We start from the raw sequence: 14,731 nt of genomic DNA, 5'->3' as shown, positions 1-14,731 counted from the left end.
ATTACAACAAATCGTGGAATTGTCTAATTTAGCTATTATAGAGAAATAGGTTTAAAGTTTTAGTAGGTTGTTCTTTAGTTAAGAGTGAATTATTTATAAGTTTTAAAATTATTTAAAAGTGAAATATTTAAAAGTGTAAGTAGAAGAGTCGTGATGGCATCTTCTATTTTTTTGTGGTAAAATTGAAGAATAATAGGAGATGAAAAAATGAAAAAGATAGTTTTATGAATATAATAGAAATAGATAATAAAGGTGCTACAAAATGTTTTAGAGCGATATTTAAAAAATAAACATTTATGAAAAATTTATTTATAAAGAAGGAGATTCAAAAAATGAAACAAATAATTAAAAATTTAAAGTTGGCTAAACTTTTATTATCCTCTAGTTCAATTTTAAAAGAAATTCATCAAAATATCGAAAAAGATTTTTCTAATTTTATTTTTAAAGATGATATAATTTTTACTTTCAAAAGTAATAGTAGCTATAAAGAGATTTTTAAAAAGAATTTTTTTACCTTACTAATGTTATCAATACTTTTAGAAGCGAAAGTTTCTACTGAAAAAATAGTTAGTTATGGTAAAATAATAATTTTTCTTAGACAAATAGTTACTTCAACTGATAATATTATTGATAATGAAGAAAAAGGTACTATTGTTTTTAAAAGCTTAGAAAATATTGTTGTTAAAAATAACTTTTTATCGTTAATTTGCCAAGATTTATTAACTAAAGAGTGTTTAAAGATTTCTAATGGTGATTCAAATGTCAGCAATTCTATTTTTGAAGAGCTTTATTCAATTGCTTTAAGTGAAAGTTTAAGAGATTCGAGTTTATATGAGAAATATCCTAGTTCTAATTATGTTTTAAATAAAATTCATAGTGGAATAGGAGGAAAGCTTTTAGAAATAAGCTTAGTTGCACCAAAGTTGATTGAAAAAAATATGTTACTTTATAAATATTCTTCTGGATTATATGAAATTGGAATGAGCCTTCAAGCGATTGATGATCTTTTTGATGTAAGAGAAGATATTGATTCTTCAAAAATAAATTTAGCTTTAAGTAAGTTTTTAGAAAAAAATATAAATTTTGAACTAAAGAACTTTGAAAATTTAGATAAAGATTTTTCTATTTGTTTTTTAAAAGAAATTATTAAATCAGCTTATAATGGTTTTTCTATTTTAAGAAATAATGGATTTCCAATATCTGAGCATGATGCTAAAAAAATGTTAAAAGAACTTTTTAAATTAAGAGGATTAGAAGATTATGTTAAAGTTATTAATTAGTATCTTTTTGATTTTAGGATGTAGAACTTTTTCAGTTGAAAATTCTTATGAAGGAGATTGGATAATGCCTGATAAAAAAGTAGTTATTGAAATTGAAAAGGAAAACTCTCAGTATAAAGGTTATGTACACTGGTTAAAAGATTTAACTTATCCTAAAGGTGACAAAATGGAAGGATTAAAGCAAATAGATAGAAATAATCCAGAGTTATCACTAAGGCATCGAAAAATTTTAGGTTTACAAGTTGTTGGAAATTTAAAATTAAGTTCTGATAAAAATAAGCTTGTTGGTGGATGGATTTATGATTCATGGAATGGAAAAAAATATTATGGTTCAGCTCAATTAATAGATGAAAACACTTTGAAATTGAGAGGTGCATTTGATAAATATGGTATTCTAGGCTACTCTATGATTGTGAAAAGAGTAGCTAGTCAAGACTATAAATAGTTTTTTTAATTTGTAATTGTTTGTTTTTTTAGTATTTTAAATCACTAAATGCTTAGTAATGGAAAAGAATTTGACTTTTTCTAGTAGATGGAATATAATTTTCACTATGGTAGTTTAAATAAAAAAGTTGCAACAAGGAGAATTAAAATGGAAAAAGTACAAACAGGCAGTAAAATGAAACTAATACCGTTAATCCTAATGATTTTTACTTCGGTTTTTGGTTTTAATAACATCCCGAGATCATTCTATTTGATGGGATATTCAGCAATACCTTGGTATATATTCTCAGGAATATTATTTTTTATACCTTATGCCTTTATGATGGCAGAATATGGATCAGCTTTTAAAAAAGAGACTGGTGGTATTTATTCTTGGATGGAAAAATCAGTAGGACCAAAATATGCATTTATAACTACATTTATGTGGTATTCATCATATGTTATATGGTTAGTTAATATATCTTCTGGAATTTGGATTGTAGTTTCAACGGCTATTTTTGGAAAAGATTTAACGAACCAATTAAATCTGTTTGGATTAAATTCAACTCAAAGTATGGGATTATTGGGAGTGGGATTAATTACAGTATTTACATTTGTAGCATCAAAAGGTTTAAATAAAATAACTAAAATTGCTTCAATTGGTGGAATTGCAGTTACTCTTTTAAATCTAGTTTTACTATTAGGAGCACTTATTGTATTTGCAAATAATGGATTTAAGTTAGCACAACCAATTGAATCATTAAGCACTGCATTTTTCACATCACCTAATAAGAATTATTTAAGTGGTATATCAATTGCATCGTTTATGGTTTTTGCTATTTTTGCTTATGGTGGAATAGAGGTTGTTGGTGGTCTTGTTGATAAAACAGAAAATCCTGAGAAGAACTTCCCAAAAGGAATAACAATAGCAGCAATTGTTATAACAGTAGGTTATGCTATTGGTATCTTCTTTGTTGGAATGTTTACAAACTGGGAATTTTTAGTAAGTAAAGGAAATGTTCACATTGGTAACTTCTCATATGTATGTATGGAAAATCTTGGATACCAAATTGCATTATCATTTAAAATGAGTCAAACAGCAGCAATAACAGTAGGAAAAATAATGTCTAGATATATGGGAATATCAATGGTACTTTGTTTAACTGGTGCATTCTTTACATTGATTTACTCACCTTTAAAGCAGTTGATTGAAGGAGCTCCAAAAGAGATGTGGCCTGAAAAGATATCTGAAATTAAAGATGGAATGCCTCAAAATGCTATGTGGTGTCAATGGGCAATCGTTGTTCTTTTCATATTAGGAATAACTTTTGGAGGACAAGGAGCAGAAGCATTCTTTATGAAATTAACTCTTATGACAAACGTTGCTATGACGATACCATATTTACTTATAGCAGCAGCATTCCCGAGATTTAAGAAAAATAAAGATATAAAAAAACCGTTTGTTATATTTAAAACAGATTTATCTGTAAAATTAGCAACATTCTTTACTGTTTTACTTGTTGGATTTGCTAATGTTTCAACAATTATAGAGCCAGCTCTAAAAGGAAAAATAGATGATACTATTTGGATGATAGTAGGTCCAATCTTCTTTATTTTATTAGCATTAACTATATATAAAAAATATGAAAAAAAGCAACTTTTAAAAAAATAACAAATATAAAAAAAGCATGAATCCACAATTTGAGGATTCATGCTTTTTTTTATAGGTTAATCGACCCGCTATTCAAAAATAGTGGTAAAAACACTAATAACGTGCTATAATTGGAATAAATAAGCACTAAAAATTAATAAAGGATGGTGGAAATTTATGAAAAAAACTTTATTTGTAAAAGCTAATTGTAAAGAGTGTACTAAAGTAATTAATTTTTTTGAAAAGAGATTTGATTTAAAAATATTAGATTTAGATCAAAATATATCTTTAGCTCAAAAATTAGATGTTATATCAGCTCCAACTTTAGTTGTTGAAGAATGGGATGAACAATTGAATTTTGTTGGATTAGAAAAAATAGAAGAGTATTTAAGTGATGAACCCACACCAAAATATCCTTGTGTTTGTTCAGAGTAAAATTAAAAGGAGAAGATAATGATTGAATTTAAAAATGCATTAAAAAATGGAGAATTAGAAAAATTAAAATTGAAATTAGAAGAGGGAATAGATCCAAATGATAGAAGTGGTGAATATAGATATCCTATGCATAAAGCTGCAATTTCAGGTGATGTTTCAGTTGTAAAATTACTTTTAGATTATTCTGCGGATATAGATGTTCAAGAGCCTTTACAAGGAAATACTCCAATAAATTTAGCTATTTTTAATAAAAATATTGAAATGGTTCAATTTTTAAAAGATAGTGGTGCTAATTTAAAAATAAAAAATAGCTGGGGCATGACATCTTTAGAGTATGCAACATATTTAAAAACAAATATGAATTTTGATGATATTGATGGCATAATTGAGATTTTGAAAGTGTTATAAAAGAATTAAAAAAGAGAGTAGATGGCGAATCTACTCTCCTTTTCATTTTGGGTTTTGTTTGGAAAACGTTTAAAAAATCTTAGTGTGATTGAATTATAGTTCAAATTTTAAAAAAAGTCAAGTTTTTTTTGAATAAAGATTCAAAAATTTATTGTTGACATAATTCTGAAACAAATCTCTTGTATTATAACCTGTAAATACAAATTTTTGTTAAGGGTGTGAGTTTTGTGGTATTAATTTTAGTGATTTTGATTATATTTCTACTAATAGAAAGAAGAGGAAATCTTTGTTGTGATTCTTCAACGAGTAAAAGAGGTAGTTTTGTTTATTTTTTAGTGGGAATTGTGATATTAATAGTAATAGTAGCACTTTTTAGAATAGGATTCAACTTGAATGGGATGTCACCATTTATGTTTAGAAGATTTGGTGGATTCTTCTTTGGGTGTTAAAATGAAATTAGATAAAAAAACTATATAAAGAATAACAGAAATATTTTTAAATGTAAATTAAAATATTTAAAAGATATTGTGAATTGTTTAAGTATTTAAAGGAAAGAGAGCATTGAATTGAAATAGGAGAGAATACTATGAAACTAAAATTTTTTATGGGAGTTGGAATTATGATTGGAACTTTAGTTTTTGGAAATTGGAAAGATTTTAAAAAACCTAGTGATGTAGAACTAAAATCAAAACTTACAAATATACAATATGAAGTTACTCAAAAAAATAGTACTGAGCCACCTTTTGAAAACTTATATAATGATAACAAAAAAACTGGGATTTATGTAGATGTTGTTTCAGGAGAACCTCTTTTCTCATCTAATGATAAATATGAATCAGGAACTGGTTGGCCAAGTTTTATAAAGCCCTTAATTTCTGAAAATATAGTTTTAAAAAAAGATTTTAAATTGATTTGGCCAAGAACAGAAGTGAGAAGTAAATATGCAGATTCTCATTTAGGGCATGTATTTAATGATGGACCAGAACCCACAGGAAAGAGGTATTGTATGAATTCAGCTGCTCTTAAATTTATTCCTTTAGAGGATTTGGAAAAAGAGGGATATGAAGAGTTTTTAAAAGAGTTTGAGATGTAAAAATAAAAAAAGTGCCATTTTAAATTTGGCACTTTTTCTTTAGTAAAGAATTTATTTTACAGCGTAGTCCATAACTTTAGCAAAGCTATCTCTAATAACTAAAGTAGCATATCTATCATACTTCGTTTCATCGGCATTTATAATAACTAAATTTTTACCTTTAAAGTATTGGATATAATACGCTGCTGGGTATACAGTTAAGCTTGTTCCAGCAACAATTAAAGTATCAGCTTTTTTAATAGCGCTAGTAGCAAGTTCTGTTATTTCTTCATCTAAGTTTTCGCCGTAAAGGGTTACAGGTGGACGAGTTATACCGCCGCAGTCACAACTAAAATTTTCAGGTTCTTTTCTATCGCAAGCTAAGCAGTAAAAGTGAGATATATTGCCATGAAGTTCTAATACATTTAGTGATCCTGCATCTTGATGTAAGTTATCAATGTTTTGTGTGATGATAGCTTTAAGTTTTCCAATTTGTTCTAGTTTAACTAAAGCTAGGTGACCTTTGTTAGGTTTTATATTTTTAAAGTTCATCTTCTCTTCTAAGAATTCGTTGAAAATTTTTCTATTTTGTAAAAAGAAATTGATATGTAAAATCTCTTCTGGATTATATCCCTTATACTTTCGACTGTAAAGACCATCTTTTCCTCTGAAATCTGGAATACCACTTTCTGTAGAAGTTCCTGCTCCACCAAAAAAAACAATATTATCGCTAATTTTTATAATTTCATCTAACCTATCCAATTTGTTATTCATGTAAATTCCTCCAATTTTAAAATTTTTATTTTTTCTCAGGGTAATCTTTTAGTTTTCAGTCTTTTGTGATTCAATATATCGCTTGATAGTTTCAATTGTAGCACAGCGAGTACTCAGTATGCAATGTAGCACCACTCTCTATTAGGGTGGTGGTAGTTCATGAGCGCTGTATGCTCTAGTGAAAAAATAAAAATCAGATAAATAAAAGTAAAATGTTATAAAAATACAACACACCTTGAAAACTATTAGTAATCAAGGTGTGTTGTATTTTTAATTATTATTCCCACTCAACTTAAAAAAAATTGTTTGTTTTTAAATGTATTGATTTTATTATGTTTTTAAGGGGGCTGAAATTTCAAAACAAGTATTTTTTACTGCCTTTTTAATAAAAGAGGTGCATTTTAGGTGCAGTTGTAGAGTTAGATAACTGGATAAAATACATTGAAAAAATATTAACAATAAAAAGAAAATAAACTAGATGAAATAAACAAAAAAATAAACAAAAAATTGACATTATATAAAAAATAGAATATAATCTTATTGAGAAAAGGGTAGAAATACAGCTTAGTATCAGGTGGCCTTACACCTAAATAATTCAGATATCGCCACAAGCATTTAGTACACTAAAGGCGCTTGTTAGTTGTTTTAAATATTTTATATGTTGACTGAACAACGTAAAAATAAGGAGAAAAAAAGACTACCTATGTTCAAAAGGTGGTCTTTTTTTAATAGGGGGAATAATAATGGAAGAAGATAAAGTTTTAGAGCAAATAAAAAAATGTTTAAGTTATTATGATGAAAATTTATGTGGTAAAACTTTTTTGATTGTATTTTCAGAAATTGATAATAAAAATTTAAAAAAATTGGATTGCAAAAAAAAAGCAAGTTTTTTATTATTTTCAGAAATAATTTTTAAAGATGAAAATTTTATTCATTTAGTAGGAATAAAAAGAGATAAAGATATTCCAGCAGCTAAAATATACAATGATATAAAAAATCACCATATAAAAACACCTAAATTTGTTCTGAGTGATGGATTTCATAAAAAAGTAGATGTTTTTTTTAAGTTAAGTAATTTATTTAATGGTAAAATTAATAAAGCGAGATATAATGGATATAAAAAAGATAATTTAGATGTGGATAGAGTTTTAGGGACAGATAAAGCTTTAGAAGAAATAGTTTTAGGAGTAAAAGCTATTGGAAATAATAAATTTGTTCCAGCATCTTTATTAAAAGATGTTTTTTCACAATTAGTTGAAGGGGAATCTAAAAAAGTATTATATATTTTAGAAAAAGATAATAATATTCAAATTTATAAAAAATTAAACTATATAGATAGAGATTTTAAAGTAGAATACTTAATGAATTTAAACAGAGTTGATTTTAAAATATCTGAAACGTTAGAATCTCATTTTAATACCGAATCAAAAAAAATAAATCATATATGTTATCAGAATACTTATAAATTTTTAGAATCTGAAAATGAACAACTTGAGAAACATTTTATAAAACGAGGCTTTAAAAAAAGAAGCTGGATTTTAAAAGAGGATATTGAAAAGAAGAATTGGCAAATTTTGAAAAAAGCCAAAGCAATTCAGATATTTAAAGATGAAGAACAGCAAAATGTAATAGAAGTTTTTAATATAGAGAAAATTAGAGTTAAGAAATAAAAAAAGATTGATAATTCAATCTTTTTATACATTTCTTAGCAACTCCATCATCTCCTTATTACTATTAGGAAATAGATGAGAGTAAGTATTTAAGGTTGTTTCAACCTTTTCGTGTCCTAATCTTCTAGCAATAGCTAGAGGATTAACACCCAGATGAATAAGTAAGGATGCGTGTGAATGTCTAAGATCATGTATCCTTATTTTTTTTACTCCAGCAATTTTTGAATATTTTTTCATAGCATATTCAAAAATATATTTAGTATGAGTAATTAATCTTGTACTAGGTTTTGGTTTATATAGTGTTTTTAGATAGTTTTGTAATATTGGAATCAATTGAGCAGGTATTTCAATAATTCTTTTACTCTTAGGAGTTTTAGGCTCAGTGACAACATCCTCTTTATTCAATCTTTGATAAGACTTATTAATATTTAAAGTTTCATTTTCAAAATCAATATCTTTTACCTCAAGAGCCAGTAGCTCTCCAATTCTAATTCCAGACCAAAACAAGATATTAAATCCTACATAAGCAACAGGATGATCTTTAAGAGTTTCAATAAATAATTTAAAATCTTCTGGAGTCCAGATATTCATTTCTTCAGCATGTTTCTTTCCAATACTTCCAGCCTTATGACAAGGATTTTCTTGCAATGAATGAAACTTAATAGCATAGTTAAAAATAGCTGTAAGTTGATTATGAATAGTTTTTATGTAAGTTTGACTATATATATTCCCATTACTTGGATTTTTAGCTTTTAAAAGTTCATTTTGCCATTTTCTAATTATAACTGGAGTAATGTCACTCAGTTTTAAATTTTTAAAAAATGGCAATATTTTTCTTTCAATTATATATTTTTTATTGATCATGGTGTGTTGTCTTAATCTGTGACTTAAATCCTCTATATAAAGTTCATATAAGCTTTTAAATGTCATACTGACTTCAAACTTATATTTAGATAGAAACTCTCTTTCGTATTCAAGAGCATCTCTTTTAGTTTTAAAACCTCTTTTAAAAGTTCTAACTCTTTTTCCTTCGTAATCTACATAATAGAAACGGGACATCCAAGTCCCGTTCTTATCCTTAGTTGCTGGCATAATTAATCTCCTTTTATTATTCCAAATCTTTCTAATAGATAAAGTTTATTAACCCTACCTCTAATTATAAGATATCCTTTTTCTTTCATTTCTTTATTAACTTCTCTAATTATTTGATAAGCTTTACCATTTCCAACACTGCAAAGTTCAGCGACTTCTTTCACTGCTATCATATTAGACATAATATACCTCCTGATTATACCCTGTAAAATTTAAGTTTTATTTAATAAGATATGGTGTTTTTATTTAATTAATTAATTTAATATTATTTTTATTGTCAAATTCTAAGTTCCTATCGGCTAAAGATTTTTTAAGTTCTTTGATATATTTCTGGAATAGATCAATCTCTTTTTCAACCTGAGATATTTGTTTTGAATCCATAGCTGATATATTTTTTCTTAACTTTTCAAAGTTTTTATAATTAACACATTTTTTAGTTTCTTTCTGGATAAGAGGTTCAATCTTATATCCATCATCTAGCTCTATGGTATCCTCTTTTGGAGTACTTCTAGCCTCTATAAAGCATCTAATATCATCAACCTTTATAAGTTCCAACTCCACAGTATCATAAATAATATTCATATCAAGGTCCTTACCTGTAAGTAGTTTAACAGCTTGAGTTGAAAGGCTTGTTATATATTGAGCTTTATTAGGGAAATTGATATATAAGTCATATCTTTTTAAAAGCTCAGACACTTTATCTTTACTTAATCCAATATTTTCATACCAAGCCATAAAACTACCTTCAGACCTTTTCAATTTTAAGGAATTTTCATAAAGAGCCTTACAAACTTTATATAAAGATTCAGACATATTTCGGAAGTTCCGAAATATGATAGCTTCATTTTCAATAACTTCTTTTTTAATATTTTCCTCAATTTCATATTTTTCAAATTGAAATGAACTTTGATAGTCCTCTTGTACTTTTGCTTTTAAACTAGCCAATGCTTTCATAGTATTTTCTCGATTACAGTAACAAAAATTTCTTGTATTGTTTTAATTTTTTTAGAGTTAGACTCCCAGATTGTTTTTCCATCATCAATCAGTTTTCCAATCGTTGCACTCTGACTTATTGGAGCAGTTAGATGTATTTCAAAAGGCTCTAAGACCTCTTTCAATCCGTTATAGTATTCTTTTTCTTTAGCTGTTTTAGTCCATTTATTTATGATAACTGATTTGACCTTTCTAATTTCAACTCCTTCTAAAAGTGAAGTTATAGAATTTATAGTTACTTTATCTGCAAATCCAGGAACAACTACTTTATCTGATAATTGCACAAAGTATTTATCTATTCCAACAACAGGTGTAGAGTCTATTAAAATGTACTCATATTCCTCTTTAAATGCCTCAAATAGCCGTTCTAATCTCTCTTTGGACTGTAGGTTCAAGTGTGATGTTTTGAGAGGGATAAAAAATAGATTTTCTCTTAATCTTATCAAGTCACCAGTTCCAGTTTTTATCCATTTTTCAAGTCCTGAGTTTGAAACTGTTTTTTCCATTCCAGCATATTCTAAAATGTTATTCTGGTTATCAGATGTTACAATCAAAACTTTTTTATTTGTAACATGTTGTAGTCCGTGAGCAAGTTGGAGAGTTATCCAACTCTTACCAACTCCCCCTTTATTATTTTTAATTAAGATTACTGACATTCTTCTACCTCCGATAAATTAATACCTAACTCTTTTTCGATAATTTGTTTTAAAGAACACTTCCCCTCACCAGGAATCACTCTGTCTTCTATTTCAGCTATTTGATGTTTTTCTAAAATCTCCATAAGATTTTTAAGTCATTTTTATTAAGTTTTATTATCATTTTATCCTCCAAGATATTTTTTCATTGACATGCAAGAAGGCTTAGTGTTATACTCTCATTGCTATGTGAGGGTTTAGTTCTAGGACTGAACCTTTTTTTATTTTTTGTAAATTCTATTTAAACCATCCCCTTTGTGTTATAAAAAAAGATTGGAATCTCTTTACCACCGTTATTAGCTTTAACAATTTCACCATTCACTTTAGCAATTCTAGCTTCAAGTCTTGATTTTTTTTGTTTAAGTTTTCTTAAATCTTGCTCAGCTTTAGCTATATTATTTTTAGCTATGTTTAGTTCGGTATTTAGTAAACTACTTAATTTGATTAAATCTTTTTGTTTTGATTCCATTATCCGATCTCTTTCAATGCTTTTATAAGTTTCTCAGTATAATTATTAATTAAATCTTCATTCATTCCAGTACAAGACTTTTGAAATTTTTGAATTACATCTTCTACAGTGTGATAGTCTTTACAACATTGGTAAAAGTCAATACAATCATTTGCTATAGTTACAATAGTTTTTTCAGATTTAGGTTTTTGTTTAGTTGGTTTAGGTAAAACCTCTTTAGCTTGGAAGTTCCAAAGTCCTCTAACTGATTGCACAAGAATACTGTTTAGGTTTTTAGCAAATCCTTGTTGAACTTCAAGTTTGCATTTTTCATAGAGAGCATTAAATTCTGCTTCTGTGATATTTGGATTACTTGATAGGATATTTGCTTTTGTACTTGAATCTAAAATATTTAAAAAGTGACTACTACTACTTTCTTTTTTAGGTTTAGTATTTATTTCAGTAGTAGTAGAATTAGTATTAGTTATATTAGTATTAGTTACCGTAACATTTTTGTTACCCGTACGCTCCCCATAATTGTTACCCGTGCCTTCCTCGCTTTTGTTACCTGTATATTTACGAGTAACACTTTTGTTACCCGTAGAATTAGCTTCATTGTAGTAATAAAATATCTTATCTTTTTCAACTATTGTAGTTTTAATTAACTTTGAAATGTTCTTTTGATCCTTCATATAAGTTTTGATATTTTCAGCAGTATATAAACGTCTCTCAATAACTTTAAATCCAATCTTTATTTGATTGGCGAATAGATATCCAAGTTCAATTAAGTCACTAATATCTCTACTGATACTCTTTTCATGTTTATTAAGCTTGATAGATATACTTTCGTTTGTAGCAAAGCAATATCCAACCTCGTTATCTGATAATTTATTTATAGCAGCATATGTTTTAAATAGTGCTGGACTTAAATCTTGCATAGCATCCCAAAAAGTTTTATTGTTCATTTGTTCCTCCAATAGAATTGATTTATAATATTTTTATTTTTTTAATTTTTCTTTGTTTTCTCTAATTAATTTTTCTTCAACAATTGAATTTTCAGTTCTTAGTTTTTCTCGACATCTAGCAGCATAATTGATTAAGTATGTTCTTACATCATCATCAATTTGTTCATAGTAAAGTTCATCTGTTTTTAGAGTTTCAAAACTTTTTTCAAATCGATCATTAAAATTCTTAGTCTCTTTTCTTAATGATAAGAGCTCTTTTTTTATTTCTTCTAAATTTTCTAAAGCTAATATTTTTTCATATTGTTTGTCAAAATGGATACTCATATCAAGTCTCCATTTCATAAGTCCAAACATTTTCTCTCTTCTTTCGTCATCCAATTTATCATTAACACTTGCGTGTCTAAGAGCCTCTTCAAAAGTCATGATATGACATTGAAGATTCATAGACCTTTCAAGTGCTAAAGAGTTGCTACTTTCTGTTCTCATCGATAACCTCCTAGTATATTTTGTTTAAAAACTCTGTTAGAAGCCACCATGGGGGAATGATGACCTCTAATAGAGTGCCTACCATAAAAGAGAGTAGGCAACTTAATTATGAAAGGTGTTCAAATAAAATTTTACTGACGATAGAGATATAGTTCCAAAAATAATTACCATGTATAGCCTCTTCAAAAAACTCTTTTTCAAAACTTTTCATATCAGAAATCTCAGTTTCAATTTCATTTTCAAGCCCATAAAATTTAATCTCTTTAATAAGATTTTCAACCAATTCTAATTTATCTACCATAACAACCTCCTGTTATAAAAAAATTTATGAGTTACTTTTATTTTCTAGTTCTCTAATTTTTGTTTTTAGAATTTCATTTCCATTTGTAACTTCATTATATTTTTCGGTTAAATTATCTAACTGAATAGAAAGAGTTATGGTTTTTTCACGACGTTTTTTATGTTCCTCTACTTTATCCTCTAATTCTTTAATTTTTGTTTTGGATAAATGAAGATATTCTTCAATAATTTTTTCGATTAATTCAGGTTTAATGTTCATAAATGACCTCCAATTTTAATTTTTTATCTGTATTTATAAAATAAAAATATTAGCTTATAACTTTAAATATAACAGTATTTAGAGTTAGGCTATTTGGTGTCAAATTAAAAGTTTGTTCAATTTGTTTTAAAACATTTAGATTTCTTTTTTTGATATGATGATAAAGCAATTGTCTTGAACTTATGTCAAGTGATTTAGCTAAATCATCAATTGAGAGATCATTTATAACGCATAAAACTTTAATAGTTTTCTTAATTTCCATTTATCCTCCTTCGATTACAAAAATAATCATTTCGAAAAGTAAATACTTACATAAGTAATTATAACTAATAAAGTTACTTTTGTAAACACTTTTTTTAAAATATTATTTACAAAAGTAAGTAATATAGGTAAACTTAATATATAAAAGGAGTTGGTTTTATGAACGAGACATTTGATATAACAGAGAAAATGTTGATTCAATTAGGAAATTATATTAATCAATTGAGAGAGGAAAGAGGAATAGGGTTTAATCAATTAGCTTTGATGAGTAACTTAAATGTAAGAACATTAAATGATATTTTAAATGCAAAAATAAAAAAAATAAATCCATTTCATTTAAAAAGAATTGCTAAAGTTTTAAAGATTGATTATAAAGAGTTGTATAGAATAGTTGGGTATTTAGACAACGGTGATTTGTTTGATATAAATGCTACAGAAGAAATAAAAAAATTAAGAAAAGAATTAGAAGAATGCAAAAATCAATTGAATATTGAAAGTAATAGCAACAATGGTCACATTATAGTAGGAGATGGAAATAAGATAAATCATTCTTATGCTGGAACTGAGTTGTGCAAAGAGATGAATGAACTTAGTGAGATACAAAAAGAAAAAGTATTAAAATTTATAAATGAATATATAAAATAAGTAAATTAATTAGATAATATATGGGGGAGGTATTTGTTTATGGCAACTTATGATTATAAAGCTGGAAAAAAAAGAGTAGAAGAAATTTTAAATAATAAATTAGAGGTAAAAGAGCAAGAGAAAATACCAAAAGATGAAAACTTTACTTATTCAAATGGTTATTATGGTTGGGTTAGTTCAATATTTGTAGATATTAGAGATTCGACGACAATTTTTTCAAAATCTGATAAGGAAGAAGTCTCGAAAATGATCAGAGCTTTTACATCTGAAATAATAGAAATTTTACGTGGTGATGATAATGAAAGAGAGATAGGGATTAGAGGAGATTGCGTATATTGTATATATACAACGCCATTAATACTAGATATTGTAGAAATTATGGATAAAGCATCTTGGATAAATACATATATGAATATGTTAAATAAACTTTTAAAAAATAAAGGGTTTGATCAAATAAAGGCAGGAATAGGAGTTGCTACAAATAAGGAATTAGTAGTAAAAGCTGGAAGAAAAGATACAGGAATAAATAATAAAGTATGGATAGGTGATGCTGTAAGTAAAGCTTCTAAACTATCTGGATTAGGAGATACATATAATACTAGAAGAATTTGTATTACACCAACAGTATACAATAATATAATAGAAACCTATACTAAAAACAATAAAGATGCTAATTCATGGTTTACAAAGAAATATCATGACAAATATGGATATTATTATGAATGTAGTTTAATATGATGTGTACCCTGTCAAGGGCACACCTTAATTATCAACATTTTTTTGCTTATTATTTTCTCTATATGTTAAGGGACTTAAGTTCCCTAATTTTTTTTGCAACCTATCTTCATTATAAAATTTTATATAATCAGATATA

At 26.8% G+C, this 14,731-nt stretch carries 22 protein-coding genes; 10 read left to right on the top strand and 12 right to left on the bottom strand.

Annotation, left to right across the window (positions count from 1 at the left end):
• Positions 1-332 precede the first annotated feature (332 nt).
• From ACRCZX_RS02770 to msrB, 7 genes are all read left to right on the top strand, one after another.
• Positions 333-1,280, top strand: coding sequence for a hypothetical protein (locus ACRCZX_RS02770; protein WP_438581417.1), 948 nt, complete (start codon positions 333-335; stop codon positions 1,278-1,280).
• Positions 1,261-1,725: a DUF2147 domain-containing protein gene (locus ACRCZX_RS02765; protein ID WP_438581416.1), complete on the top strand. Its 465-nt coding sequence runs from the start codon at positions 1,261-1,263 to the stop codon at positions 1,723-1,725. Before ACRCZX_RS02770 ends, ACRCZX_RS02765 begins: the two co-directional genes overlap by 20 nt.
• 147 nt (positions 1,726-1,872) lie before the next feature.
• A complete protein-coding gene (gene yjeM, locus ACRCZX_RS02760; protein WP_438581415.1) occupies positions 1,873-3,375 on the top strand; it encodes a glutamate/gamma-aminobutyrate family transporter YjeM in 1,503 nt (500 codons plus the stop codon).
• 156 nt (positions 3,376-3,531) lie between these two features.
• Positions 3,532-3,789, top strand: a complete 258-nt coding sequence (locus ACRCZX_RS02755) for a hypothetical protein (RefSeq protein WP_438581414.1) — start codon at positions 3,532-3,534, stop codon at positions 3,787-3,789.
• 18 nt (positions 3,790-3,807) lie between these two features.
• On the top strand, positions 3,808-4,197 hold the full coding sequence (locus tag ACRCZX_RS02750) for an ankyrin repeat domain-containing protein (RefSeq protein WP_438581413.1): 390 nt from the start codon (positions 3,808-3,810) through the stop codon (positions 4,195-4,197).
• A 227-nt stretch (positions 4,198-4,424) separates the two neighbouring features.
• Entirely contained in the window at positions 4,425-4,646 is a 222-nt protein-coding gene (locus ACRCZX_RS02745) for a hypothetical protein (RefSeq protein ID WP_438581412.1), read from the top strand.
• A 137-nt stretch (positions 4,647-4,783) separates the two neighbouring features.
• Entirely contained in the window at positions 4,784-5,290 is a 507-nt protein-coding gene (gene msrB, locus ACRCZX_RS02740; RefSeq protein ID WP_438581411.1) for a peptide-methionine (R)-S-oxide reductase MsrB, read from the top strand.
• A 51-nt stretch (positions 5,291-5,341) separates the two neighbouring features.
• On the opposite strand, the gene ACRCZX_RS02735 is transcribed toward msrB, so the two are convergent.
• Positions 5,342-6,043: an NAD-dependent protein deacylase gene (locus ACRCZX_RS02735; RefSeq protein ID WP_438581410.1), complete on the bottom strand. Its 702-nt coding sequence runs from the start codon at positions 6,041-6,043 to the stop codon at positions 5,342-5,344.
• Between the two features lie 743 nt (positions 6,044-6,786).
• Between ACRCZX_RS02735 and ACRCZX_RS02730 the strand changes: the two genes are divergently transcribed.
• Positions 6,787-7,713, top strand: a complete 927-nt coding sequence (locus ACRCZX_RS02730) for a PBECR4 domain-containing protein (RefSeq protein ID WP_438581409.1) — start codon at positions 6,787-6,789, stop codon at positions 7,711-7,713.
• Positions 7,714-7,737: 24 nt separating this feature from the next.
• Here ACRCZX_RS02730 and ACRCZX_RS02725 read toward each other — a convergent pair whose 3' ends face one another.
• From ACRCZX_RS02725 to ACRCZX_RS02680, 10 genes are all read right to left on the bottom strand, one after another.
• Positions 7,738-8,805 carry a tyrosine-type recombinase/integrase gene (locus ACRCZX_RS02725; RefSeq protein WP_438581408.1) on the bottom strand — a complete coding sequence of 356 codons (1,068 nt, stop codon included), beginning with the start codon at positions 8,803-8,805 and terminating at the stop codon, positions 7,738-7,740.
• Between the two features lie 2 nt (positions 8,806-8,807).
• On the bottom strand, positions 8,808-8,987 hold the full coding sequence (locus ACRCZX_RS02720) for a transcriptional regulator (RefSeq protein WP_438581407.1): 180 nt from the start codon (positions 8,985-8,987) through the stop codon (positions 8,808-8,810).
• A gap of 64 nt (positions 8,988-9,051) precedes the next feature.
• Entirely contained in the window at positions 9,052-9,759 is a 708-nt protein-coding gene (locus ACRCZX_RS02715; protein ID WP_438581406.1) for a hypothetical protein, read from the bottom strand.
• Positions 9,756-10,454, bottom strand: a complete 699-nt coding sequence (locus ACRCZX_RS02710; RefSeq protein WP_438581405.1) for a ParA family protein — start codon at positions 10,452-10,454, stop codon at positions 9,756-9,758. Before ACRCZX_RS02710 ends, ACRCZX_RS02715 begins: the two co-directional genes overlap by 4 nt.
• A 280-nt stretch (positions 10,455-10,734) precedes the next feature.
• Positions 10,735-10,962, bottom strand: a complete 228-nt coding sequence (locus ACRCZX_RS02705; RefSeq protein WP_438581404.1) for a hypothetical protein — start codon at positions 10,960-10,962, stop codon at positions 10,735-10,737.
• Positions 10,962-11,906, bottom strand: a complete 945-nt coding sequence (locus ACRCZX_RS02700) for a helix-turn-helix domain-containing protein (protein ID WP_438581403.1) — start codon at positions 11,904-11,906, stop codon at positions 10,962-10,964. The genes ACRCZX_RS02705 and ACRCZX_RS02700 overlap by 1 nt, the downstream gene beginning before the upstream one ends.
• 33 nt (positions 11,907-11,939) lie before the next feature.
• Positions 11,940-12,392: a hypothetical protein gene (locus ACRCZX_RS02695; protein WP_438581402.1), complete on the bottom strand. Its 453-nt coding sequence runs from the start codon at positions 12,390-12,392 to the stop codon at positions 11,940-11,942.
• A gap of 106 nt (positions 12,393-12,498) precedes the next feature.
• Positions 12,499-12,693, bottom strand: coding sequence for a hypothetical protein (locus ACRCZX_RS02690; protein WP_438581401.1), 195 nt, complete (start codon positions 12,691-12,693; stop codon positions 12,499-12,501).
• A gap of 24 nt (positions 12,694-12,717) precedes the next feature.
• A complete protein-coding gene (locus ACRCZX_RS02685; protein WP_438581400.1) occupies positions 12,718-12,951 on the bottom strand; it encodes a hypothetical protein in 234 nt (77 codons plus the stop codon).
• Positions 12,952-13,000: 49 nt separating this feature from the next.
• Positions 13,001-13,213, bottom strand: coding sequence for a hypothetical protein (locus tag ACRCZX_RS02680; protein ID WP_438581399.1), 213 nt, complete (start codon positions 13,211-13,213; stop codon positions 13,001-13,003).
• A 158-nt stretch (positions 13,214-13,371) separates the two neighbouring features.
• On the opposite strand from ACRCZX_RS02680, the gene ACRCZX_RS02675 reads away from it, so the two are divergent.
• Both ACRCZX_RS02675 and ACRCZX_RS02670 read left to right on the top strand, forming a co-directional pair.
• Positions 13,372-13,857: a helix-turn-helix domain-containing protein gene (locus ACRCZX_RS02675; RefSeq protein ID WP_438581398.1), complete on the top strand. Its 486-nt coding sequence runs from the start codon at positions 13,372-13,374 to the stop codon at positions 13,855-13,857.
• A 39-nt stretch (positions 13,858-13,896) separates the two neighbouring features.
• A complete protein-coding gene (locus tag ACRCZX_RS02670) occupies positions 13,897-14,595 on the top strand; it encodes an adenylate/guanylate cyclase domain-containing protein (RefSeq protein WP_438581397.1) in 699 nt (232 codons plus the stop codon).
• 24 nt (positions 14,596-14,619) lie between these two features.
• On the opposite strand, the gene ACRCZX_RS02665 is transcribed toward ACRCZX_RS02670, so the two are convergent.
• Positions 14,620-14,718 carry an IS3 family transposase gene (locus ACRCZX_RS02665; RefSeq protein WP_438581022.1) on the bottom strand — a complete coding sequence of 33 codons (99 nt, stop codon included), beginning with the start codon at positions 14,716-14,718 and terminating at the stop codon, positions 14,620-14,622.
• Between the last annotated feature and the right edge of the window lie 13 nt (positions 14,719-14,731).

The sequence above is a fragment of the Cetobacterium sp. genome, assembly GCF_051658645.1.
Lineage (GTDB): Bacteria > Fusobacteriota > Fusobacteriia > Fusobacteriales > Fusobacteriaceae > Cetobacterium_A.
Note: the sequence above shows the minus strand (reverse complement) of the source record. Positions and strands in the feature narration are given on the sequence as shown.

Coding starts and splice junctions, on each gene's coding strand:
- ACRCZX_RS02770 (WP_438581417.1), top strand. CDS start 333: ATGAAACAAATAATTAAAAATTTAAAGTTGGCTAAACTTTTATTATCC.
- ACRCZX_RS02765 (WP_438581416.1), top strand. CDS start 1,261: ATGTTAAAGTTATTAATTAGTATCTTTTTGATTTTAGGATGTAGAACT.
- yjeM (WP_438581415.1), top strand. CDS start 1,873: ATGGAAAAAGTACAAACAGGCAGTAAAATGAAACTAATACCGTTAATC.
- ACRCZX_RS02755 (WP_438581414.1), top strand. CDS start 3,532: ATGAAAAAAACTTTATTTGTAAAAGCTAATTGTAAAGAGTGTACTAAA.
- ACRCZX_RS02750 (WP_438581413.1), top strand. CDS start 3,808: ATGATTGAATTTAAAAATGCATTAAAAAATGGAGAATTAGAAAAATTA.
- msrB (WP_438581411.1), top strand. CDS start 4,784: ATGAAACTAAAATTTTTTATGGGAGTTGGAATTATGATTGGAACTTTA.
- ACRCZX_RS02735 (WP_438581410.1), bottom strand. CDS start 6,043: ATGAATAACAAATTGGATAGGTTAGATGAAATTATAAAAATTAGCGAT.
- ACRCZX_RS02730 (WP_438581409.1), top strand. CDS start 6,787: ATGGAAGAAGATAAAGTTTTAGAGCAAATAAAAAAATGTTTAAGTTAT.
- ACRCZX_RS02725 (WP_438581408.1), bottom strand. CDS start 8,805: ATGCCAGCAACTAAGGATAAGAACGGGACTTGGATGTCCCGTTTCTAT.
- ACRCZX_RS02720 (WP_438581407.1), bottom strand. CDS start 8,987: ATGTCTAATATGATAGCAGTGAAAGAAGTCGCTGAACTTTGCAGTGTT.
- ACRCZX_RS02715 (WP_438581406.1), bottom strand. CDS start 9,759: ATGAAAGCATTGGCTAGTTTAAAAGCAAAAGTACAAGAGGACTATCAA.
- ACRCZX_RS02710 (WP_438581405.1), bottom strand. CDS start 10,454: ATGTCAGTAATCTTAATTAAAAATAATAAAGGGGGAGTTGGTAAGAGT.
- ACRCZX_RS02705 (WP_438581404.1), bottom strand. CDS start 10,962: ATGGAATCAAAACAAAAAGATTTAATCAAATTAAGTAGTTTACTAAAT.
- ACRCZX_RS02700 (WP_438581403.1), bottom strand. CDS start 11,906: ATGAACAATAAAACTTTTTGGGATGCTATGCAAGATTTAAGTCCAGCA.
- ACRCZX_RS02695 (WP_438581402.1), bottom strand. CDS start 12,392: ATGAGAACAGAAAGTAGCAACTCTTTAGCACTTGAAAGGTCTATGAAT.
- ACRCZX_RS02690 (WP_438581401.1), bottom strand. CDS start 12,693: ATGGTAGATAAATTAGAATTGGTTGAAAATCTTATTAAAGAGATTAAA.
- ACRCZX_RS02685 (WP_438581400.1), bottom strand. CDS start 12,951: ATGAACATTAAACCTGAATTAATCGAAAAAATTATTGAAGAATATCTT.
- ACRCZX_RS02680 (WP_438581399.1), bottom strand. CDS start 13,213: ATGGAAATTAAGAAAACTATTAAAGTTTTATGCGTTATAAATGATCTC.
- ACRCZX_RS02675 (WP_438581398.1), top strand. CDS start 13,372: ATGAACGAGACATTTGATATAACAGAGAAAATGTTGATTCAATTAGGA.
- ACRCZX_RS02670 (WP_438581397.1), top strand. CDS start 13,897: ATGGCAACTTATGATTATAAAGCTGGAAAAAAAAGAGTAGAAGAAATT.